This is a genomic window from Planomicrobium okeanokoites (assembly GCF_003428875.1).
In the GTDB taxonomy this organism is placed as follows: Bacteria; Bacillota; Bacilli; order Bacillales_A; family Planococcaceae; genus Planococcus; species Planococcus okeanokoites.
The window spans coordinates 39,797-61,514 of the sequence record NZ_QQRS01000009.1 but is presented as its reverse complement, the minus strand read 5'-3'; the positions used below and the strand labels follow the sequence as shown (position 1 = coordinate 61,514).

The 21,718-nt window shown below is 46.3% G+C and carries 23 protein-coding genes and 1 pseudogene; 21 read left to right on the top strand and 3 right to left on the bottom strand.

Going from position 1 to position 21,718, the window contains the following annotated elements; translation table 11 throughout:
• Positions 1 to 31: 31 nt before the first annotated feature.
• On the bottom strand, positions 32 to 1,168 hold the full coding sequence (gene dnaN / locus D2910_RS14570; RefSeq protein ID WP_117314018.1) for a DNA polymerase III subunit beta: 1,137 nt from the start codon (positions 1,166 to 1,168) through the stop codon (positions 32 to 34).
• A 173-nt stretch (positions 1,169 to 1,341) separates the two neighbouring features.
• Entirely contained in the window at positions 1,342 to 2,685 is a 1,344-nt protein-coding gene (gene dnaA, locus D2910_RS14565) for a chromosomal replication initiator protein DnaA (RefSeq protein ID WP_084243426.1), read from the bottom strand.
• A gap of 491 nt (positions 2,686 to 3,176) precedes the next feature.
• Here dnaA and rpmH point away from each other — a divergent pair, with 491 nt between their 5' ends.
• The 15 genes from rpmH to D2910_RS14490 all read left to right on the top strand — a co-directional run bounded on the left by rpmH (position 3,177) and on the right by D2910_RS14490 (position 16,285).
• Positions 3,177 to 3,314 (top strand): 50S ribosomal protein L34, encoded by a 138-nt coding sequence (rpmH, locus tag D2910_RS14560; protein WP_033544046.1) that lies wholly within the window; start codon positions 3,177 to 3,179, stop codon positions 3,312 to 3,314.
• A gap of 106 nt (positions 3,315 to 3,420) precedes the next feature.
• Positions 3,421 to 3,762, top strand: a complete 342-nt coding sequence (gene rnpA, locus D2910_RS14555) for a ribonuclease P protein component (protein WP_084243427.1) — start codon at positions 3,421 to 3,423, stop codon at positions 3,760 to 3,762.
• A gap of 61 nt (positions 3,763 to 3,823) precedes the next feature.
• Positions 3,824 to 4,603 (top strand): membrane protein insertase YidC, encoded by a 780-nt coding sequence (yidC, locus tag D2910_RS14550; protein WP_117314016.1) that lies wholly within the window; start codon positions 3,824 to 3,826, stop codon positions 4,601 to 4,603.
• A complete protein-coding gene (jag, locus tag D2910_RS14545) occupies positions 4,600 to 5,361 on the top strand; it encodes an RNA-binding cell elongation regulator Jag/EloR (RefSeq protein ID WP_117314014.1) in 762 nt (253 codons plus the stop codon). Before yidC ends, jag begins: the two co-directional genes overlap by 4 nt.
• A 381-nt stretch (positions 5,362 to 5,742) precedes the next feature.
• Positions 5,743 to 7,128, top strand: a complete 1,386-nt coding sequence (gene mnmE, locus D2910_RS14540) for a tRNA uridine-5-carboxymethylaminomethyl(34) synthesis GTPase MnmE (protein ID WP_101800990.1) — start codon at positions 5,743 to 5,745, stop codon at positions 7,126 to 7,128.
• Between the two features lie 22 nt (positions 7,129 to 7,150).
• Positions 7,151 to 9,040 (top strand): tRNA uridine-5-carboxymethylaminomethyl(34) synthesis enzyme MnmG, encoded by a 1,890-nt coding sequence (gene mnmG / locus D2910_RS14535; RefSeq protein WP_101800991.1) that lies wholly within the window; start codon positions 7,151 to 7,153, stop codon positions 9,038 to 9,040.
• Positions 9,041 to 9,183: 143 nt separating this feature from the next.
• Positions 9,184 to 9,897, top strand: a complete 714-nt coding sequence (rsmG, locus tag D2910_RS14530; RefSeq protein ID WP_117314013.1) for a 16S rRNA (guanine(527)-N(7))-methyltransferase RsmG — start codon at positions 9,184 to 9,186, stop codon at positions 9,895 to 9,897.
• Positions 9,898 to 10,002: 105 nt separating this feature from the next.
• The gene (gene noc, locus D2910_RS14525; RefSeq protein ID WP_101800993.1) at positions 10,003 to 10,863 is read left to right on the top strand and encodes a nucleoid occlusion protein; all 861 of its coding nucleotides are present in this window, start codon (positions 10,003 to 10,005) and stop codon (positions 10,861 to 10,863) included.
• A gap of 155 nt (positions 10,864 to 11,018) precedes the next feature.
• Complete coding sequence (locus D2910_RS14520) at positions 11,019 to 11,780, top strand: ParA family protein (RefSeq protein ID WP_084243434.1); 762 nt, start codon at positions 11,019 to 11,021, stop codon at positions 11,778 to 11,780.
• Entirely contained in the window at positions 11,773 to 12,606 is an 834-nt protein-coding gene (locus D2910_RS14515) for a ParB/RepB/Spo0J family partition protein (protein ID WP_084243435.1), read from the top strand. The genes D2910_RS14520 and D2910_RS14515 overlap by 8 nt, the downstream gene beginning before the upstream one ends.
• A gap of 85 nt (positions 12,607 to 12,691) precedes the next feature.
• The gene (locus D2910_RS14510) at positions 12,692 to 13,408 is read left to right on the top strand and encodes a DUF554 domain-containing protein (RefSeq protein ID WP_117314011.1); all 717 of its coding nucleotides are present in this window, start codon (positions 12,692 to 12,694) and stop codon (positions 13,406 to 13,408) included.
• 79 nt (positions 13,409 to 13,487) lie between these two features.
• Complete coding sequence (locus D2910_RS14505) at positions 13,488 to 14,342, top strand: mechanosensitive ion channel family protein (protein ID WP_372867904.1); 855 nt, start codon at positions 13,488 to 13,490, stop codon at positions 14,340 to 14,342.
• 53 nt (positions 14,343 to 14,395) lie between these two features.
• Positions 14,396 to 14,602 (top strand): DUF951 domain-containing protein, encoded by a 207-nt coding sequence (locus tag D2910_RS14500; protein WP_084243437.1) that lies wholly within the window; start codon positions 14,396 to 14,398, stop codon positions 14,600 to 14,602.
• Between the two features lie 87 nt (positions 14,603 to 14,689).
• Positions 14,690 to 15,790: a redox-regulated ATPase YchF gene (gene ychF / locus D2910_RS14495; protein ID WP_084246658.1), complete on the top strand. Its 1,101-nt coding sequence runs from the start codon at positions 14,690 to 14,692 to the stop codon at positions 15,788 to 15,790.
• A 120-nt stretch (positions 15,791 to 15,910) separates the two neighbouring features.
• Positions 15,911 to 16,285, top strand: coding sequence for a gamma-glutamylcyclotransferase family protein (locus D2910_RS14490; protein WP_117314008.1), 375 nt, complete (start codon positions 15,911 to 15,913; stop codon positions 16,283 to 16,285).
• A 253-nt stretch (positions 16,286 to 16,538) separates the two neighbouring features.
• On the opposite strand, the gene D2910_RS14485 is transcribed toward D2910_RS14490, so the two are convergent.
• Complete coding sequence (locus tag D2910_RS14485; protein WP_117314006.1) at positions 16,539 to 17,102, bottom strand: DUF3267 domain-containing protein; 564 nt, start codon at positions 17,100 to 17,102, stop codon at positions 16,539 to 16,541.
• Between the two features lie 257 nt (positions 17,103 to 17,359).
• Between D2910_RS14485 and rpsF the strand changes: the two genes are divergently transcribed.
• The 6 genes and pseudogenes from rpsF to rplI all read left to right on the top strand — a co-directional run bounded on the left by rpsF (position 17,360) and on the right by rplI (position 21,713).
• Positions 17,360 to 17,647 carry a 30S ribosomal protein S6 gene (rpsF, locus tag D2910_RS14480; RefSeq protein WP_084243440.1) on the top strand — a complete coding sequence of 96 codons (288 nt, stop codon included), beginning with the start codon at positions 17,360 to 17,362 and terminating at the stop codon, positions 17,645 to 17,647.
• A gap of 50 nt (positions 17,648 to 17,697) precedes the next feature.
• On the top strand, positions 17,698 to 18,177 hold the full coding sequence (gene ssb / locus D2910_RS14475) for a single-stranded DNA-binding protein (protein WP_084243441.1): 480 nt from the start codon (positions 17,698 to 17,700) through the stop codon (positions 18,175 to 18,177).
• 51 nt (positions 18,178 to 18,228) lie between these two features.
• Complete coding sequence (gene rpsR / locus D2910_RS14470) at positions 18,229 to 18,465, top strand: 30S ribosomal protein S18 (RefSeq protein ID WP_084243442.1); 237 nt, start codon at positions 18,229 to 18,231, stop codon at positions 18,463 to 18,465.
• 342 nt (positions 18,466 to 18,807) lie between these two features.
• The gene (locus D2910_RS14465) at positions 18,808 to 19,767 is read left to right on the top strand and encodes a YybS family protein (RefSeq protein ID WP_084243444.1); all 960 of its coding nucleotides are present in this window, start codon (positions 18,808 to 18,810) and stop codon (positions 19,765 to 19,767) included.
• Positions 19,768 to 19,818: 51 nt separating this feature from the next.
• Positions 19,819 to 21,267 (top strand): annotated as a pseudogene (locus D2910_RS14460) (DHH family phosphoesterase); the annotation flags it as partial.
• On the top strand, positions 21,264 to 21,713 hold the full coding sequence (gene rplI / locus D2910_RS14455) for a 50S ribosomal protein L9 (protein ID WP_117314005.1): 450 nt from the start codon (positions 21,264 to 21,266) through the stop codon (positions 21,711 to 21,713). The pseudogene D2910_RS14460 and the gene rplI, both read left to right, overlap by 4 nt.
• Positions 21,714 to 21,718: the final 5 nt, after the last annotated feature.

The following is a 21,718-nucleotide window of genomic DNA, read 5'->3' as shown; positions in this document are numbered from 1 at the left end:
GTATGGGCTATCCTGAGGTGTTACTGGGTGTTTAATATGTCCGGACAGGAAGAATAAGCTGAAGAATCGAATCATCCAGTGCCGATTTCAAAACGAATGGGCGCATTGCACCTGTAAATTGAATGACCACATCCTGGCCATCGATCGCTTTCAATGCATCCATCATGAATTTTGCGCTGAAGGAGATTTTCAGATCTTCCCCTTCTATAGATTGTGCCTGAAGCTGCTCTTCGACTTTACCGACTTCCGGTGAATTGGAAGAAACTTCGACATCGCTGCCTTCAGATGCTGAGAATCGAACGACGTTATTGCGTTCTTCGCGTGCCAATAAAGATGCACGGTCAATTGCCTGCAGCAACGAACGGCCATTTACTGTGACATTTGTTTTGTATTCAGCCGGAATCAGACGTGAAGTATCCGGGTAATTCCCTTCCAGCAATCTTGAGAAGAAAAGGATGTGCTTCGATTTGAACAATACCTGCTGGTTCGTCATGACGATTTCAACCGGTTCGGAATTGTCATCAAGGATCTTATTAAGCTCATTCAGGCTCTTACCTGGAATGACGACACTGTATTCGCCTTCAGGAAGAGTTTCCAATTTCGTTTTGCGGCGGGCAAGGCGGTGGCTGTCAGTAGCGACACAAACCAATTCCCCATCTTTGACTTCCCAATGGACGCCAGTAAGAACCGGACGGGTTTCAGAACTCGATACGGCAAAAACAGTTTCACGGTTGATCGTCTTCAATAGATCCGCCGGGATTGAAAACAGGCGATCGTCCTGAATTTCCGGTAATTGTGGATAATCCATTGCATCCAGTCCTATTAGATGGAACTCGGATTTACCTGAACGAATGTGGGTCTGGAAGTTGCCTGTGATTTCGATTTCCACGTCACTTGTCGGCAATTTACGGATGATTTCCCCAAAAACTTTTGCCTGGAGAACAATGCTTCCTCCCTGTGCGACCCGAATGATCTGTTCGCCGTCTTCTTCAGCCGGGATGAAAGTCTGGATCGTGATATCTGAATCACTGCCCGTCAATCTCATTCCTTCTGAAGAAACGTCCATTTTGATCCCCGTTAAAATCGGGATCGTCGTTTTTGAACTGACTGCTTTCATTACATCGTTTAAACCTTCGACTAATCGTTCACGCATTATCTCGAATTTCATTCTCGAACCTCGCTTATATATATATTTTGTTTAAAGCTTTTAAAGTAATAATAGTAGTAGGGCCTGTGAATATGTGGATAACCCCTTTTTACTGAATCCTGACGGGTTATCCACATGTAGATAAGCTGTGCGCAAAGCACGGGACTATTTAAACGCTTATCCACAGCTCTTTTTTAGTTGGTGAGCGCTTTTTTGATGTCTTTTACATCCTGCTGGAGCTGCTGATTGTCTTTCAGCATCGTTGAAATCTTTTCGTGGGCATGGATGACCGTCGTATGGTCGCGCCCTCCGAATTCCTCACCGATTTTAGGCAATGAAAAATCAGTCAGCTCGCGGGAAAGATACATGGCCACCTGTCTTGGATAAGCGATGTCTTTCGTACGGCGTTTCGTCTTGAAATCTTCAATTTTGATATTGAACTGATCACCGACAGCATGCTGAATATCCAGGATTGTAATGACTTTCGGTTTTGCGTTCGGCATGATATCCTTCAGCGCTTCCGCTGCCAGATCAGCGCTCATATCACGGTTGATCAATGAAGAATAAGCCACAACGCGAATCAAAGCACCTTCCAATTCACGGATGTTGGAATCGATCGAATTGGCGATGTATGTCATCACATCATTCGGAATATCGAGGCCATCCGCTTTCGCTTTCTTGCGGAGGATGGCGATCCGTGTTTCCAGGTCAGGCGGTGTAATATCCGTAATCAACCCCCATTCGAAACGCGACCGCAAGCGGTCTTCAAGTGTAGGGATCTCTTTCGGCGGCCGGTCGCTGGAGATGATGATCTGCTTGGATTCTTCGTGCAGCGTATTGAAAGTATGGAAAAACTCTTCCTGCGTCTGCTCTTTTCCAGCCAAAAACTGAATATCATCAATCAAAAGAATATCGACACTCCGGTATTTATTGCGGAAATCGACGGTCTGGTTATCACGGATGGAGTTGATGAATTCGTTGGTGAATTTTTCCGATGACAAATAAACCACTTTGGCATTGGGGTTGTGTTCAAGGACATAATGTCCGATTGCATGCATGAGGTGGGTCTTGCCAAGTCCTACGCCCCCGTAGATGAACAGCGGATTATATGCTTTTGCGGGAGCTTCGGCTACTGCAAGAGATGCAGCATGCGCAAAACGGTTGCCTGATCCAATTACGAAAGTATCAAACGTATACTTGGGGTTCAGCATTCCCGGCAAAAACTCCTGCTGATCATTCTGGCCCGGCTTAATGCGGGGCGCTGGAAGCTGAAAATCATCCATGTCCTGATCTTTGGGCACAACAAATTTTATCAGCAGATCGTCCCCCGTCAGATCCGAAAGGATTCCTGTAATCAAATGGACGTAATGGTTTTCCAACCAGTCGCGCGCAAAGGAATTAGGAGCGGATATGGTGACGGTGTCACTCTGATAAGATAGTAGTTTTGTTGATTTTAACCATGTTTCAAAACTGGGTTTGGAGATTTTTGTTTCGACTTGAGCTAAGACACTCGACCAAATTTCGTCTAAGTGTTCCAATAGCGTTTCTCCTTTATATGTAAAATATTTTTTAAGTATATCATACACAAAGCCACAGGCTGTGGATAACATTCGTGAACAGGGTGGTGAATAACTATCCACATCTTACCCACAGTTTGTGGATAAGTATTTTGGTATAAAAATTATCAACAAGTGAAAACAAGTTAATGTTACCAAAAAAGAATAGACAATACAAGAACTTCTTACAGTTATCCACATAAGCCGAATAATGCACATCCAGGCTGTCCACAGGCCGTTGTTATGTGCGGAACTTGTAGATAAGGGGTGTGGATAATTATTTTACCGAAAAAAATACTGCACAGCAAATCCGGAAAAAAATTTCGGGGATGTGGATAACATTATTATCAAAGAATAACGGGAGTCAGAATAAGATATTGACATTTGATGGGCTCAGCCATTATAATAGTCGAGACTGTCTTTAAGATTAATAAAGATGAATAGTTAACTCTCATTTCAGGAGGTGTCCTAATATGACATTGCGCACATATCAACCAAATAAACGTAAACACAGCAAAGTACACGGCTTCAGAGCACGTATGAGCACAAAGAACGGACGTCGCGTTATCGCAGCACGCCGTCGTAAAGGAAGAAAAGTATTATCAGCTTAAGTCCACTGACCGCATCAGTGGTCTTTTTTTTTTAGAAAAGCGGAAACGGCCGTTCAGCCCTTAAAACCGCACTTCCTTATATACAGCTCAATAAGCAGGTGAAAAAATGAACAAGCATCAACGGATCAAGAAGGACAAAGAATTTCAAAAGGTTTTTAAGCAAGGAAAGTCATTTGCGAACCGCCAATTCATTGTCTATGTGCTGAAAAGCGACCAGCCCGAATTCAGGATCGGTTTATCAGTCAGCAAGAAGGTCGGAAACGCGGTGGCAAGGAATCGCATCAAACGTTATATCAGGCAGGCTTTCCTGGAAATGAAGGAAGAGCTGGCGCCAAATGCGGATTATGTTATCATCGCCCGGCAACAGGCGGCCAAAATGGATTTTCATGAAAGCAAGAAGAGTTTGGAGCATGTTTTAAAAATTGCCCGCGCTTTGCCAAAGAAGTAGAAAGCGCGCATAAGGGAATGTTACTATAGAAGTAATATAGAATCAGTTTGGGGGAAGAAGCTTGAATAAGCGTAATTTATTGATTATCGCGCTGATAGGCGTTGCCTTGCTGTTGTCCGGCTGTACAGAATTTGACCAGCCGATCAGCGGAGACAGCGAAGGATTCTGGAACGAATTTATAGTTTGGCCCTTAGTATCAGCCATCACCTATTTTGCAGATCTCTTGGGAACTTATGCATTCGGGATCATTGCAGTAACGATCATCATCCGTTTGGTGATGCTGCCATTGATGATCAAACAGACGAAAAGTTCAAAGCGGATGCAGGAAATCCAACCGGAACTTAAGAATTTAAAAGAAAAATATAAATCAAAAGATGCTGTAACACAGCAGAAATACCAAAAAGAAATGATGGCGATGTTCCAGGAACGCGGCGTCAACCCGATGGCGGGCTGTCTGCCAGTTGTCGTGCAGATGCCGGTTCTGATCGGTTTTTACCACGCGATCAGCCGCATGAACAGCACTCCGGAGATTAATCTGGGATCGTTCTTTATTTTTCCGCTGGCAGAACCAAGCATTATTCTGGCGGTAATCGCCGGCTTGATGCAATTTGTCGTGTTGCGTACGGGTCCTGCGATGGACAATCCGCAAATGAAGGCCATGATGTATTTCATGCCGGTCATGATTGTCGGGTTCGGTATCGTTTTGCCGTCGGCTCTAACGCTTTATTGGGTAGTCGGAAACATCATTTCAATCATTCAAAATATGTTCATTTACCGTCCATGGGAAAAGAAAGCAGTGCAGCAACCTGTTAAAACGAAAGCAGGAGGGGCTAAAAAGTGAAACAGATTACGCAGACGGGTACAACTGTTGAAAACGCGATATCTGCAGCATTAGAAAAACTCCAAGTTACACGCGAAGAAGTGAGCATCAACGTAATCCAGGAAGAGAAAAAAGGATTTTTCGGATTTGGCGCGAAAGAGGCGGAAGTCGAAGTGACGGTGAACAAACCGGAACCGGAAACGCCGAAAAACGAAGTTGAACCGGAAATTCCTGCAGTAAATGAAGTTCCTGGCGAAAAAACGGTTGAAAAAGAGGGAGAAGAGGAAGCGACTGCCGATGTGCAGGAAAAATCCCGCCCTTCAAATGACCAGGCGATTGAAGAAACCAAGAAATATCTGCAGTCTGTTGCGAAAGAAATGGGCATCGAAGATTTGTCGATCAGCCACACTGTCAAAGGCAAGCAAGCCAGTTTTTATCTGGAAAGCGAAAAAGTGGCGATGCTGATCGGAAAAAGAGGCCATACCTTGAATTCACTTCAGCAATTGGCGCAATTAGTGGCCAATAAATACGCAAATCATTTCATGATGGTCGAATTGGATGCTGAAAATTACCGGGAACGCCGCCAGGAAACATTGGAGCAGCTGGCGGACCGGATGGCTGACAAAGCGATCCGCACCGGAAGCCGCGTCCAGTTTGAACCGATGCCGTCCTACGAACGCAAAGTGATTCACCAGGCTTTGTCGAGAAGGCTTGACATCGATACCTATTCAGAAGGAAAAGATCCGAACCGCTATCTGGTCATTGAACCATTGCGATGAAGATGAGCAGTCCACTTTCAGAAGTGGGCTGCTTTTTTTATTGCCAAAAATCTGAGGGGAGCGAGGAAGAAAAAGAGGGAGAAGAGGCTGGGATCAGTAAAAGTAGGAAGAATGAGTAAACATACAGATGAATGCATAGAAAGATTCAGCCGACAGTGGGCGAAATAAATCCGCCAAACCAAGTTCTCTGTCTTTCGGTTCAAGGCAATTTATGCTATTGTAATATGTTAGAAAGTCATGTACTTTTCCAGGTTGTCCACATGTGGACAACTTTTTTAAAGAGCAAACAATAATTTTTATAGATGTAAAGATGAAATGGCGGGTGTGGATAATTTTTCTGGCCCGGCATTTAATTTTTCTGCACATAGAGGAGGATCTATCATGGAGTTCGATACGATTGCTGCGATATCGACACCCAGCGGCGAAGGAGCCATCGCCATTGTCCGTTTGAGCGGACCGGAAGCGATTTCAATTGCCGACCGGCTGTTCCGCGCACCAAGCGGCAAAAATCTGGCTGCACAAGCCACACATACCATCCATTACGGCCATCTCGAAAATCCGTGGACAGAGGAAGTAGTGGAAGAAGTCATGGTGTCTTTCATGAAAGGGCCGAAAACCTTTACACGTGAAGATGTCATTGAAATAAATTGCCACGGCGGAATCGTTTCGGTAAACCGTGTGCTGCAGCTTGTGCTGCGCGCAGGCGCACGCCTCGCAGAGCCGGGTGAATTCACGAAACGCGCTTTCCTGAATGGCCGGATCGATTTGTCGCAGGCGGAAGCTGTCATGGATTTGATTCGGGCGAAAACGGATCGTGCCATGGATGTGGCGCTCGGACAAATGGAAGGGCGGCTGTCGAAACTGATCGGCACGCTGCGCCAGGCGCTGCTTGAATCGATTGCGCAGATGGAAGTCAATATCGACTATCCGGAATACGACGATGTCGAAGAAATGACGCGCCCGATGATGCTTGAAAAGGCGAAATGGGTACAAGCGGAGATCGATAAATTGCTCCAGACTTCTTCCCAGGGGAAAATTTTGCGGGAAGGGCTTTCCACGGTGATCGTGGGGCGGCCGAATGTCGGGAAATCTTCCTTGCTGAACAGCCTGGTCCAGGAAAATAAAGCCATCGTCACTGAAATTGCGGGGACGACCCGTGATATAATAGAGGAATATGTGAATGTGCGCGGTGTACCGCTTCGGCTGGTCGATACGGCCGGAATCCGGGAAACTGAGGATATTGTTGAACGCATCGGCGTGGAACGTTCACGCAAAGTGCTGAAGGAAGCAGATCTGATCCTTTATGTGCTGAATTATGCTGAAGAATTGACCGAAGAAGATGTTTTATTGTTTGAAGCGGTCAAAGGGATGAATTACATCGTTGTCGTCAATAAAACCGATTTGCCCCGTAAAATCGACATGGAGCAATTGCAGGGACTTGCGGGCGATAAATTGATGGTGACAACCTCTTTAATAGAAGAAGAAGGAATCGACCAGCTGGAACAGGCGATTGCCGACCTGTTTTTCGAAGGGGAAATCGAAGCAGGGGATATGACATACGTTTCGAACGCACGCCATATCTCATTGCTGCACCAGGCGCACCAGACCATCTCGGATGCGATAGCAGCCGCGGAAATGGACGTGCCGGTCGATATGATCCAAATAGATGTTACACGCACTTGGGAAATACTAGGGGAAATCATCGGCGATACAGCGGATGACGGCCTACTGAACCAATTATTCTCGCAGTTCTGCCTAGGGAAATAAACTTTGAAGGGAATGAACGGACATGCCACAATTTGAAGCAGGCACGTTCGATGTAATCGTTGTAGGAGCGGGACACGCAGGTGCTGAAGCAGCACTCGCCTCTGCCCGCATGGGAGCGAAAACGCTCGCCTTGACGATGAATTTGGATATGATCGCGTTTATGCCATGTAACCCGTCCATCGGTGGACCGGCGAAAGGGATTGTTGTACGCGAAATTGACGCACTTGGCGGAGCCATGGGACGCGTTATCGATAAAACACACATTCAGATGAGAATGTTGAATACGGCAAAAGGGCCGGCAGTGCGTGCGTTACGCGCACAAGCCGATAAAGTGCTTTACCAGCAGGAAATGAAACGCCTGATGGAAGACGAAGAAAATCTCGCTCTCCACCAGGGAGTGGTTGAAAAGCTGATTGTTGAAGACGGCACAGTCAAAGGGTTGATTACGCAGGCTGGCGGCATTTACCGCGCCAATTCAGTGGTCATCACGACAGGTACTTTCCTGCGCGGTGAAATCATCATCGGTGACCTCCGCTATTCAAGCGGACCGAACAACCAGCAGCCATCGATCAAATTGGCTGAACATCTTGAGGAGCTTGGCTTTGAAACAGTACGTTTTAAAACCGGTACACCTCCGCGCGTCAACAGCAAAAGCATCGATTATTCGAAGACAGAAATCCAGCCCGGCGATGACGAGCCGCGCGCTTTCAGTTTCGAGACAAAAGAATTTATTCTTGATCAATTGCCTTGCTGGCTGACGTACACGACTGCCGAAACACACCAGATCATCGATGAAAATCTTCACTTGTCACCGATGTATTCAGGTATGGCAAAAGGTACAGGGCCGCGTTACTGCCCATCCATCGAAGACAAAATCGTCCGTTTCGCCGACAAGCCGAGACACCAGATTTTCCTTGAGCCGGAAGGCCGCAATACAAGTGAAGTCTATGTACAGGGGCTGTCTACAAGCCTTCCTGAACACGTCCAGCGCAAGCTTCTGGAATCCATTCCAGGACTTGAAAAAGCGGATATGATGCGTGCCGGCTATGCCATCGAATACGATGCGATCGTACCGACTCAATTATGGCCGACACTCGAATCAAAACAAATTGTAAATCTCTATACAGCTGGCCAGATCAATGGAACTTCCGGCTACGAAGAAGCGGCAGGCCAAGGATTGATGGCTGGCATCAACGCAGCAGCGAAAGTTTTGGGCAAAGAAGAAGTGATTCTCAGCCGTTCCGACGCCTATATCGGTGTTCTTATCGATGATTTGGTGACAAAAGGGACGAGCGAACCTTACCGTCTATTGACATCGCGCGCTGAATACCGCCTGTTGCTCCGCCATGACAATGCTGATATGCGTTTGACGGAGCTGGGCCATCAAATCGGCATGATCGACGATGCGCGCTATGAGCGTTTTGTCGAGAAAAAACAATTGATCGAAGATGAAATCGCACGTTTGCGGAAAGTCATGATCAAGCCGAATGAAGAAACGCAGGCAGCTATCCGTGATGCAGGCGGCAGCGAGCTGAAAGACGGCATCCGCGGGGCAGACTTATTGAAACGCCCGGAAATGACGTACGATATGATTTCTAAACTCACAGAATCCGACATTGAACTCAGCGATGAAATCAAAGAGCAAGTCGAAATTCAAGTGAAGTATGAAGGCTATATCGAAAAATCTTTGCAGCAAGTGGATAAACTCAAAAAAATGGAAAACAAAAAAATTCCGGAAGATATCGATTACCATGCGATTTCCGGGATTGCAACGGAAGCCCGAGGTAAACTATCAGAAGTCAGACCTCTTTCCATCGCACAGGCTTCCCGAATTTCAGGCGTAAACCCTGCTGACATTTCGATTCTTTTGGTGTATATTGAACAAGGAAGAATTGCTAAAGTTTCGGTGTAATCCAGGTAGAGAAAATAATAGCTTTTGGACCTTTAACTAATAATTAAACAAAAGCCGATTAAAAGGGCTGGGATACACCAGCCCTTTTTACATATTGATACAAGTACGCGAAAGTTGAACAAAAAGAGGGAGGAAGAAGCGAATTGAATGAACAGCAATTTAAAGACGCCCTCAGTGAAAAAGGAATTGAACTGAACGACCGGCAGTTAAGTCAGTTCAGCACCTATTATCAAGAATTGGTTGAATGGAACGAAAAGATGAATTTGACAGCCATCACGGATCAGCCATCTGTTTACCTGAAGCATTTCTACGACTCCATAACAGCCGCGTTTTACTTGGATTTCACGAAGCCGCTGAAAGTCTGTGACGTAGGAGCGGGAGCCGGTTTTCCAAGCATTCCATTGAAAATCTGTTTTCCTCATATTCAGGTGACGATAGTGGATTCATTGAATAAACGCATAAATTTCCTCAATCATCTAAGTGATAAATTGGAATTGGACCATGTTGAATTTGTCCATGCCCGCGCTGAAGATTTCGGCCAGTCCCTGCACCGTGCAAGCTATGACCTTGTGACAGCCAGAGCCGTTGCAAGATTGTCTGTATTAGCTGAATTATGTGTGCCACTGGTGAAAAATGGCGGAATATTTGCGGCAATGAAAGCAGCTTCTGCGCCGGATGAGCTGAAAGACGCCAAGCCGGCGCTTGAAAAACTCGGCGTGAAACTGGAAGACGTACATGCTTTCACCTTGCCGATCGAAGAAAGCGAACGTTATATCCAAGTGTTCCGCAAATTCAAGGAAACACCAAAAAAATACCCAAGAAAACCGGGTGTACCAAATAAATCGCCTATTTCCTGAAAAGGCGAAAATGAATGTTTCACGTGAAACATTGACAAAAGCAGGTATTGGATCAGAAAACAGCGAATTGTGTACAAGTGAGCTTTAAAAAGGTGGTGCTTGAGGATGAAAAGTCCTTTTTCACGTTTCTTCGGGGGCGGAGATAAAGAAGAGACAGAAGTTGTTGAAAAACCGGTAAGTGAAGCTTCTGAAGAAGTTGTTAAACTGCCGATTGATAAAGTAATTGCGAATAAGTTCCAGCCAAGAACGATCTTTGATGAAGAAAAGATCGAAGAATTGGCACGGACCATTCATATGCACGGCGTCATTCAACCGATTGTCGTCCGTGTAGATGAAGATGATAATTATGAAATCATTGCAGGGGAGCGGCGTTACCGGGCAATGAAATCTTTGGGCTGGGAAGAAGTTCCGGCCATCGTCCGTCAATTGAACGACAAAGAAACAGCGTCCATTGCTTTAATAGAGAATTTGCAGCGCGAAGAGCTTACTGCGATTGAGGAAGCTAATGCCTATCAGAATCTCCTGGAAATCCATGATATTACACAGGAAGCCTTAGCCCAGCGTTTGGGTAAAGGGCAGTCCACTGTGTCCAACAAACTGCGCTTGCTGAAATTGCCTGAAGAACTGCAGCAGGCTTTATTGGACCGGGTAATCACGGAACGCCATGCGCGGGTGCTGCTGCAATTGAAGGATCCTGCTGTACAGCTGAAGTTCTTCAATGAAGCGGTTGAGCAGAACTTGAATGTGAAGCAATTGGAGTTGAAAGTGAAAAACCATCTGTCTACAGAGCCGAAGAAAGCGAAGCCGAAACGCAAAGCGTTCAGCCGTGATGTCCGGATTGCGATGAATACGATCAAGCAATCGCTGACGATGGTGACCAAAAGCGGGATTGATGTTTCTTCTGAAGAGGAAGAGCATGATGATTACTACCAGATAACCGTGAAAATACCGAAGAAAAAATCATAAAAGCTCTTTCCTGCGAGGGAAAGGCTTTTTTTAATAGCTTTGTAATCCTACTGTAGAAATATTTTGATACAATAGGGGGACGGGGGTGGAAACAAATGCGCAAGCTCTGTTTCCCGTAAAAAAATGAGAAGAGCATAAAGAAAGTTGGTGCAGGTGTGGGTAGAACAATTGCGATCGCCAATCAGAAAGGCGGCGTAGGAAAAACAACATCTTCAGTGAACTTGAGTGCCTGCCTTGCATACTTGGGCAAAAAAGTTCTTTTAATAGATATAGATCCGCAAGGGAACGCAACCAGTGGGGTAGGCGTCAATAAAGGGGACGTCGACCAATGCATCTATGAAGTCATGATCGATGACGTCGATATCAAAGATACGATCATGGAAACGAAAGTTGAAAATCTTCATGTGGTGCCGGCCACGATTTCCCTGGCGGGTGCTGAAATAGAATTGGTATCCACAATGTCCCGTGAAGTCCGTTTGAAAAATGCGCTTGAAGAAGTCAAGGAGATGTACGATTACATCATCATCGACTGTCCGCCATCGCTTGGCTTATTGACGATCAATTCCCTGACTGCGTCCGATGCCATTATCATTCCAGTGCAATGTGAGTATTACGCACTTGAAGGTTTGAGCCAATTATTAAGCACGATCCGTCTGGTCCAAAAGCATTTGAACCATGATTTGCAGATTGACGGTGTGTTATTGACGATGCTTGATGCCCGTACGAATCTGGGTATCCAGGTCATCGAAGAAGTGAAGAAATATTTCCAGGACAAAGTTTACCGGACCATCATTCCGCGGAATGTGCGCTTGAGCGAAGCTCCGAGCCATGGTGAACCGATCATCATCTACGATGCAAAATCCAGAGGCGCGGAAATGTACTTAGAATTGGCGAGGGAAGTGATTCGTAATGGCTAAAGGATTAGGCAAAGGCATCAACGCCTTGTTTCCAGGCGAGAACTTAACGACAAATGAAACGGTCAGTCAAATCAGTGTATCTGATATAAAAGCGAACCCTTATCAGCCGCGTAAAATTTTCGACGATGCCGCCTTGAATGAATTGGCGGAATCGATCAAAGAACATGGCATCCTGCAACCGGTTGTCGTAAGAAAAGCGGGTAAAAGTTTCGAATTGGTGGTCGGGGAACGACGTTTCCGGGCAGCTAAATTATCAAAACTGGATGAAATTCCAGCAATCGTCAAAGAGTTGACTGATCAGCAAATGATGGAACTTGCTATATTAGAAAACCTTCAACGGGAAGACTTAACCCCAATTGAAGAAGCTGAAGCCTATCAGAAATTAATGGAAGCATTAAATTTGACCCAGGAACAGCTCGCGTTTCGTTTAGGGAAAAGCCGCCCGCATATTGCCAATCACGTGCGTTTATTGGCGTTGCCGAAAGATGTCCGCCAATTGATCTCAGATAAGAAATTATCGATGGGGCACGGACGGACGCTGCTTGGACTGCGTGCGAAGAAGAGCATTCCGGATGTAGCAGAAAAAGTCGTTAAAGACAATTTGAACGTCCGCCAGCTTGAAAATCTGGTCCAGCGGATGAACGAAGATGTTCCACGTGAAACAATCGAAAAAAAGAAAGATATCTTTATAGAAGAAAAACAATCCGAACTTCGTGACCGCTTCGGAACGAATGTGCAAATCAAGAAGAACAAGAATAAAGGGAAAATTGAAATTGAGTTTTTCTCGGAAGAAGATCTGGAACGGATTTTGGAACTTTTGAATTAATGAGACGGTGCCTATTCTCCAATAATGGGGAATAGGTTCTGTTTATGTGCTGGAGCTATAAAGTGTGGGGGAAGGAGCTGGATGAATGGTTCTCTTGGGGACATTGATAAACGCAGCATTAATAATTGTGGGAACCCTTATCGGCAGAGCTCTTCGAAATATTCCGGAAAAGATGAAAGAGACAGTGATGTATGCCATCGGACTTGCTGTCGTTGTGCTGGGTTTGCAAATGGGATTCGGAAGCACGAATTTTGTCATCGTCATCATCAGTTTGGTACTGGGTACAGTGATAGGTGAATGGGCGGATCTTGATCAGAAATTAAATCGATTCGGCCACTGGATTGAAAGGAAACTCGGCGCGAAGGAAAGCAAAGGGAGCATCGCACAGGGGTTCGTAACCGCTACTTTGATATTTCTCATTGGAGCGATGGGGGTAATTGGCGCGCTGGAAAGCGGGCTGAGCAATGAACATGGAGTCCTGATTTCCAAGGGGATCATAGATGGATTTACATCGATTATTCTAGCGTCGACGCTTGGCATAGGAGTCTTGATATCCGCAGCTCCGGTGTTTGTATACCAGGGATTGATTGCGCTTTTTGCGACGCAGATCAGTTTGATGGTTCCGGAAGCGGCGCTGGATCTGTTTATCGCTGAAATGTCGGCGACCGGCGGCGTAATGATCGTTGCCATCGGTTTGAACTTGATGGGCATTACAAAAATTAGAGTGGCGAATTTATTGCCAGGTATTTTAGTTGTTGCATTGGCAGTCACGGTGATTTATCAATTCAATTTAATGCCTTAAGGAAGTGAACGAAATGAGTTTAGGTTTAGACAGCGATGCAGGATTGACTATAGAAAGCCTTTATCAGACAGCCGTTGATATGCTGACCGATGAAAAAATGTGGATTGGTATCGGGGTTGTATTCCTGAAAGTGATTTTCATCTTATTGGCCGCATACATTGTCGTTATTGTCGCGAGGGTTGTTATCAGGAAGACCTTCTCTGTGAGGATCCGCGGTCCGTTGAAGTACAACGAACGGCGCCAGCAGACATTATCGAAATTGCTGGAGAATATCGTAGCTTATGTTGTATATTTTGTGGCTATTATAGCGGTCTTGTCGGCATTTACAATAGACATCACCGGATTGATCGCCGGTGCCGGTGTGTTGGGTCTCGCCATCGGTTTCGGCGCACAGAACCTGGTGCGCGATATTATCACCGGATTCTTCATCATTTTTGAAGACCAGTTCTCGGTCGGGGATTACGTGCGTATCGGCCAAGCCGAGGGAACGGTGGAAGAAATCGGTTTGCGGACGACGAAAGTGAAAGCATGGACAGGGGAGTTATTCATCTTCCCGAATGGCAATGTTACAGACGTTGTCAACTTTTCCATCCATAATTCGATTGCTGTAGTGGATGTCAATATTTCCTACGAATCGGATATTGCGAGAGTGGAGAATCTCATCGCAGAGTTTCTTGAAACTTTGCAGGACCGTTACGAACAGATCATCAAACCGGCTGAATTGCTGGGGGTGCAGAATTTGACGACCACTGAAGTGGTCATGCGGATTACAGCGGAAACGCTGCCGATGCAGCATTTTGCAATTGCCAGAAGCATGCGCCGTGATTTGAAGGAATTCCTCGATAAGCGTGGGGTTGAAATTCCTTATCCTCGCATGGTGATGATGCAGCGGTCGCCGGAAGCTTCGAATTCGGCTGCTATTGCCAAGAAGTGAAGCGTGGGTAGATCGGATTTTTGGTGTCACTTGATTTGGAAGGAGAATGGGCGATGGAAATGAAGGAATTCGGTTTGAATGATGTCGTCGAAATGAAGAAAGGGCATCCTTGCGGCGCGAATGCCTGGAAAATTATTCGGATGGGCGCCGATATCCGCATCAAATGCGAAGGATGCCAGCATAGTGTCATGATTCCAAGAGTGGAATTCAACAAAAAAATGAAAAAAGTGCTTGTGAAGGCAGAAACAGAAGCGGAATGATTAATGGACATTTCAGTATTCTGTTCCTATAATAGAATGGCTGTATAAAAATAAATCGTTTTTCAAAGAAGAAAGGTCGTGAATCCTTTGGCATTAACTGCAGGGATTGTAGGATTACCAAACGTAGGGAAATCCACATTATTTAACGCCATAACAAAAGCGGGCGCGGAAGCGGCAAACTACCCGTTCTGTACAATAGATCCAAACGTCGGGATTGTAGAAGTTCCGGATGAGCGCTTGGACAAACTGACTGAATTAGTCGTACCGAAGAAAACCATACCGACTGCATTTGAGTTTACTGATATCGCCGGCATCGTCAAAGGCGCCAGCAAAGGAGAAGGGCTTGGAAATAAATTCCTTTCCCATATCCGTGAAGTTGATGCCATCTGTCAGGTTGTACGCTGTTTTGCAGATGACAACATTACACACGTATCGGGGAATGTAGACCCGGTTTCTGATATTGAAGTCATCAATCTCGAATTGATCCTGGCTGATATGGAAAGCATTGAAAAGAGAATTGCGCGCGCAGCGAAACTTGTGAAGCAAAGAGATAAAGAGGCTGTTGCTGAAGAGCCGGTTCTTTTCAAATTGCGTGAAGCATTCGAAGCTGGAAAGCTTGCCCGCTCCATCGATTTCACTGATGATGAAATGCGCATTGCAAAAAACTTGAATTTATTGACGTTAAAGCCTATGCTTTATGTTGCCAACGTGTCTGAAGATGAAATTGCCGAAGCTGACAGCAACCCTTATGTACAAAAAGTGCGTGAGTATGCGGCGGAAGACAATTCGGATGTCATCGTTGTCTGTGCGAAAATCGAGGAAGAAATGGCTGAGCTGGAAGACGAGGAAAAAGAAATGTTCCTTGAAGAACTTGGCATTGAAGAATCGGGCTTGGATCAACTGGTCAAAGCATCGTACAGTTTGCTTGGACTGGCTACATACTTTACTGCCGGCGTGCAGGAAGTTCGTGCCTGGACATTCAAAAAAGGAATGAAAGCACCGCAATGTGCCGGTATCATCCACTCCGATTTCGAACGCGGTTTTATTCGCGCAGAAACAGTGGCGTATGAAGATTTAGTGGAAGCCGGTTCGATGGCTGCCGCAAAAGAAGCAGGGAAGGTTCGCCAGGAAGGCAAGGAATATCTTGTCAAAGACGGCGACGTTATGTTGTTCAGATTTAATGTGTAAGACGTTGGATGTTGCCATGGATACAATTCAAGAATAACTAGGGCGACATACCGAGTCAGGAATAATAAACCAAACCGGATGCCTATTTGCATCCGGTTTTTAATTTGGGAGGGAAAAAACATGTTGTTATTTGTATACGGAACATTAAAAACAGGTGGAAAATACCATTTCTATCTGGAAGAAGCGTCTTTGAAAGCTGAGCAGGCAGTTGCCACAGGTTCACTTTACGATACAGGTCTCGGCTATCCGGCAATGAGCCTGGAAGGGACGGACCAAATCCACGGCGAAGTTTACGAAATTCCGGAAGTGCTGTGGCCGGCACTCGATTTCCTGGAGGATTGCACAGGGGACGAAGCGACCGATCTTTACGAAAAATCGGTGATTCCAGTTGAAGTCAACGGCGAAGTGCTGGAAGCGACGGTTTATCTGGCAAAAGATAAGAGCTTGTTGAAAACGAAGATTTCGAGCGGGAATTGGGAGATTGTTTACGTCTAGTATTGAAGGAATTAAGTCTTAACTAATCGATATTCCGCAAAACAGTTTCGCTTTCCTGGGGGCTTGCGCTGAGCTAACTCGGGCTTCCTGCTCTTCGCCCGAGTGGATCTCAGCACTTCGCTTACTCCCTATAGAGTCTTCACTGTTTTGCTCCATATCTTTTAGAAGGTTTCTATAAAGCGGAAGTTTCCAAAGCTTTAAAAGTTACCATTTTAATAAATGTTTTTTTATATTTTAAGTAGATCCCGAAGCATCAGTCATGCGCTGATTCTTTTGGATTCGGATATTCATTGTATACATGCAGACGGGGCTGGGACGGATCATCCAGGATCCAGGCTTCGTCTTTTTCTTTGCGCAATTCCCGGTACATGAAAAAGTCGCCGGCGGCACCGGCAGCGAGCATCGCGCCGAGCAGCACAAGCACCTGATCCTGTATCCAGAAGCCGATGATGGTGGGAATCACTGCGGTCGTCCAGAAGGGAAGCAGCAAAACCTGGCGCATTTTTTTATTTTGCAGCGGTGAACTGGTTGTGGCGTAAGCATAGCCTTTCGACAGCTCCAAGCCGTAGGTCAGGGAGGAGAGCGGCACTCTGCCGAAAATGACGAATCCGATCAAATGGAATAATTCGTGCAAAATGATCAGCACCATATAGCCGATTATGAAGTAAAGGATGCCCCGGAGAGAGAATCCGAATGCCAACGGTTCGACTAGCAGATGATAAGCGGCAGCAAAAACGGCAACCAGCAAGATATTGATCCAGAGCATTTTCGTCGCGACTTCTTCAAGTTTCAACTCGATTACGGATGACGGTTTCATCGGTTCACGTCCTTTAACGGTGAGAGTCGGTTGCAAAAGTTTTATTCGCGTGGAGTACGGTCTTGTTCAGGTGGAAAGACTTAATGCTAATTAAACACAGCTTCCAGGAAAAGTATAGCTGATTTTCGTAAGGAAATGGCGGTTGCGGGGAAGATCCATTTGTGATACAATACAGTGATGTGAGTAATATTTTTAATTGCTTGCTCCTTGCCCGCTGAAATCAGTAGGGCCCAAGTCCATAAGGAGGTGACAACACGATGAGAGAGTATGAACTAATGTACATTATTCAGCCTTCAATTGAAGAGGAAGCGAAAAAAGCGCTAGTTGAGCGTTTTAACGAAGTCCTTACTTCTAACGGTGCTGAAATCATCGAGTCGAAAGAGTGGGGTAAACGTCGTTTAGCTTACGAGATCAACGATTTGCGTGAAGGTTTCTACCAGATCGTAAAAGCTAACGCTGGATCTGAAGCTATCAACGAATTTACACGTCTTGCGAACATTAACGAAGACATTATTCGCCATATCGCTGTACGCAAAGACGCGTAAGCAGCATATGGAACTGTAAATAACTTTGACTTAAAGGAGGTTGAATTCTGATGATTAACCGAGTTGTATTAGTCGGAAGGCTTACAAAAGATCCAGATCTTCGCTACACACCAAGCGGTGCGGCGGTGGCACGTTTTACACTGGCTGTAAACCGTACGTTCTCCAACGCGCAAGGTGAAAAGGAAGCGGATTTTATCAACTGTACTGTTTGGCGCAAACAAGCTGAAAACACAGCGAATTTCCTTAAAAAAGGGAGTTTGGCAGGTGTGGAAGGCCGCATCCAGACAGGCAGCTACGAGGGACAGGATGGAAAACGTGTATATACGACTGAAGTGGTGGCGGACAGCGTTCAATTCCTTGAACCGCGGAATGCCGGAGCCGGTTCAGACCGTTCACAAGGGCAGCAGCCTTCATCCTATCAGCAGAACCAACCGACAAGTCAGCAAAACAATCATACCCGTGTAGACCAGGATCCATTCTCAAGCGGCAGCGGCCCGATCGAAGTATCGGATGACGATTTGCCGTTCTAAGAACGACTGGCCAGAGGGCTTAAAATCTTAACAAAAAGGAGGTAATTCGATATGGCACCACGTCGCGGAGGCAAAAAGCGTAAAAAGGTTTGTTACTTTACGTCAAACAACATCACGCACATCGACTATAAAGATACTGACCTATTGAAGAAATTCATTTCTGAAAGAGGAAAAATCTTGCCACGTCGTGTTACAGGCACAAGCGCTAAATGGCAACGTAAGTTGACAATCGCTATCAAACGCGCTCGTATCATGGCACTTATTCCGTTTGTTGCGGAAGAAAGATAATTACTGCAGAAAAGACCGGGAAACCGGTCTTTTTTTATTTGCCTAGATGGCGGCGAAAAGGGCTGGCGCGGATAAATGATGTTTTGGCGCGGATAAACCGTCTTTTGCCGCGGATAAACAGCCGGATGCCGCGGATAAATGAAGCCTAGCCGCGGATAAAGTGGAAATCGCGGCCGGCAAAGCGGAATATGGACAACCAGCAAGCCGCTGAAGAGGAAAAAGCCGCGATTTTCACGGCGAAAACGTTCTTCGGGCCGCCATATCCGTTTTTTGTTCCCGACTTTCAATCGTGTTACAATTATAAGGATGAAATAAACCCGAAAGAAGGGGAAAAACAGCTTCATGCAAAATCAACGAACAAGGCAAATTACGAACGGTGCGTTGATGGCAGCCGTTTTTACGGTATTGATGGCTATCACTGTATACGTTCCTATTATTAGTTTAGCAACATTGTTTTTCCTGGCTTTGCCGATAGCCTGGTACAGCGCAAAATATCCATGGAAACCGTCTGCGCTGTTTTCATTGGCAACCTTCTTGCTGAGTCTGATCATCGGCGGAGTTTTCGCGGTGCCGGTGGCGCTTCTGTACATTCCATTTGGTTTGATGATCGGCTTGTCGATCCATTATGGGAAGAGCAAATTGTTCCTGTTTATGGGTTCTTCCATTGTCTGGCTGATATCGGTGATGGTGCAATACGTGGCCATGATCTGGCTGTTCGGCATTAATGTCATTGAGGAGTACCTCACCGCTTCCAAAGCCACTTTGAGGAATGGCAGCAACTGGATGGAGCGCCTGGGCGGCACGGAAGAACAAATCGAACAATACAATGAATCTGTCGGCAATATGCTGACAACTTTTGAGACGACATTGCCGGCTCTGATTATTTTATCGGTTTTCGTGATTGTCTGGTTCCATCTCCTGATCAATCTGCCGATTTTGAAACGGCTTGGCACAGCGATTCCGAAATTCCCGCCATTTGCTGATATGAAATTGCCGAAATCTGTATTATGGTATTATTTAATCGTATTACTTATTTCGCTGCTTTCAGAATTTGAACCGGGCACGATCGCCTTTTTAGCTTTCGCTAACGCCATGGTTCTATTACAGATGCTTTTATTCCTGCAAGGGATCGCTTTCTACCATTTCTATATTCAGCAGGAAGGCTGGCCGAATTGGGTTAAAGTGATCGTCACTGTTTTCGCGTTCCCGCTGCAGGCATTTACAATAATCGTTGGAATCGTGGACCTCGGATTCGATATCCGGGGCTGGGTCAAAAAGGCACATGATTTTAAAGGAAAATAAGGAGCTGAAATGAATGTCGGCTTTTTTTAGGAAAAGGAAGTTGAGGTACCCGTCATCGGTATCCTTTTCATCGATAATTACGATGAACTGGCGCAGGGCATGGATGACCAGACGCGAAGCAACCTGAACAGCCTGGTCACTTCGCTGATCAATGATTGGGGAGCGACGCATGGCATCTTCGTCAAACGGGTTTCATCCGACCGTTTCATGGCGGTCTTCAATGAATCGATCCTGAAACAACTGGAAATTTCGAAGTTTGCCATTCTGGACGATATCCGCGATGTGACATCGAAGGATAATCTGGCGCTTACGTTAAGCATCGGAGTGGGTGCGGGCTCCGCATCGCTCGTCGAACTTGGCAGCATGGCGCAATCGGGGCTTGACCTTGTACTTGGGCGCGGCGGCGACCAGGTGGCCATCAAGCATCCGAGCGGCAAGGTGAAATTCTATGGCGGGAAAACCAACCCCGTTGAAAAACGGACGCGGGTTCGTGCACGCGTCATCTCACACGCTTTGCGTGATTTGATCCAGGATAGCGACCAGGTCTTCATCATGGGACATAAGATGCCGGACATGGATTCCATCGGCGCGGCGGTAGGCGTAGCCAAAATGGCCGCGATGAATAAAGTCAAAGGGCGCATCGTCCTCGACTTTGATGAGTATGACCGCAGTGTCAGCCGGCTGATGGAGGAAATTGAAGGGGACGCCGATCTGTTTGAGCAATTCATCACGCCGGAAGAGGCGCTTGCCGATATGACGGATAATTCCCTGCTTGTCGTAGTGGATACCCATAAACCGTCGATGGTGATAGAAGAACGGCTGCTTCAGCGGATGGAACGGGTCGTCCTGATCGACCACCACCGCAGAGGCGAAGAATTCATCACCAACACCATGCTGGTTTATATGGAACCTTATGCATCTTCCACAGCCGAATTGGTGACGGAATTGATTGAATATCAGCCGAAGCATGAAAAGCTGTCGATGCTTGAAGCGACAGCGATGCTTGCCGGCATTATCGTGGATACGAAAAGTTTTACATTGCGGACAGGCGCCCGTACTTTCGAGGCGGCATCCTATCTCCGTGCGAATGGCGCCGATACGGTGCTTGTACAGCGTTTATTGAAAGAAGATATGGACACGTACCTTGAACGCGCGAGAATCGTGGAAACCGTCGAATTTGTGGGCAATGGCATCGTGATTGCCCACGGCCAGCCGGACCGCGTCTACAGCCCGGTGCTGATTGCGCAGACCGCTGATATTCTGCTCACGATGAAAGATGTCAACGCATCGTTTGTTGTAGCTGAACGGAATGAAGGCGGCGTCGGCATCTCAGCCCGGTCGCTTGGAGAAGTGAATGTCCAGGTGATCATGGAAAATCTCGGAGGCGGCGGCCACTTGACGAATGCGGCAACCCAAATGCCGGAAGCGACAATCGAAGAAGCGATTGCATCATTAAAAGAAACCATTTCAGAAACATATGAGGGGGAGCAAACCGAATGAAAGTTATATTCCTGAAAGACGTAAAAGGCAAAGGCAAAAAAGGCGACATCAAAAACGTGGCGGATGGCTACGCACACAACTTCCTGTTGAAGAACAACCTGGCGAAAGAAGCCGATCAGGCAGCCATCAGCCAATTGGCTGGCCAGAAGAAAAAAGAGGAAAAAGAATCTGCGCATGAACTGGCGGAAGCACAGAAACTGAAAGAAGAGCTTGAAAGCCTGACAATCGAACTGCAGACAAAATCTGGTGAAGGCGGCCGTCTATTCGGTTCGATCACAACGAAACAGATTGCCAAGGAACTTGAAAAAACACATGGCATCAAAATCGATAAACGCAAAATGGAATTGGATGACGCCATCCGTGCGCTCGGATACACGAATGTGCCGGTGAAATTGCATCATGACGTAACAGCGACGCTTAAAGTTCACGTAACAGAAGAAGCGTAAGGGGA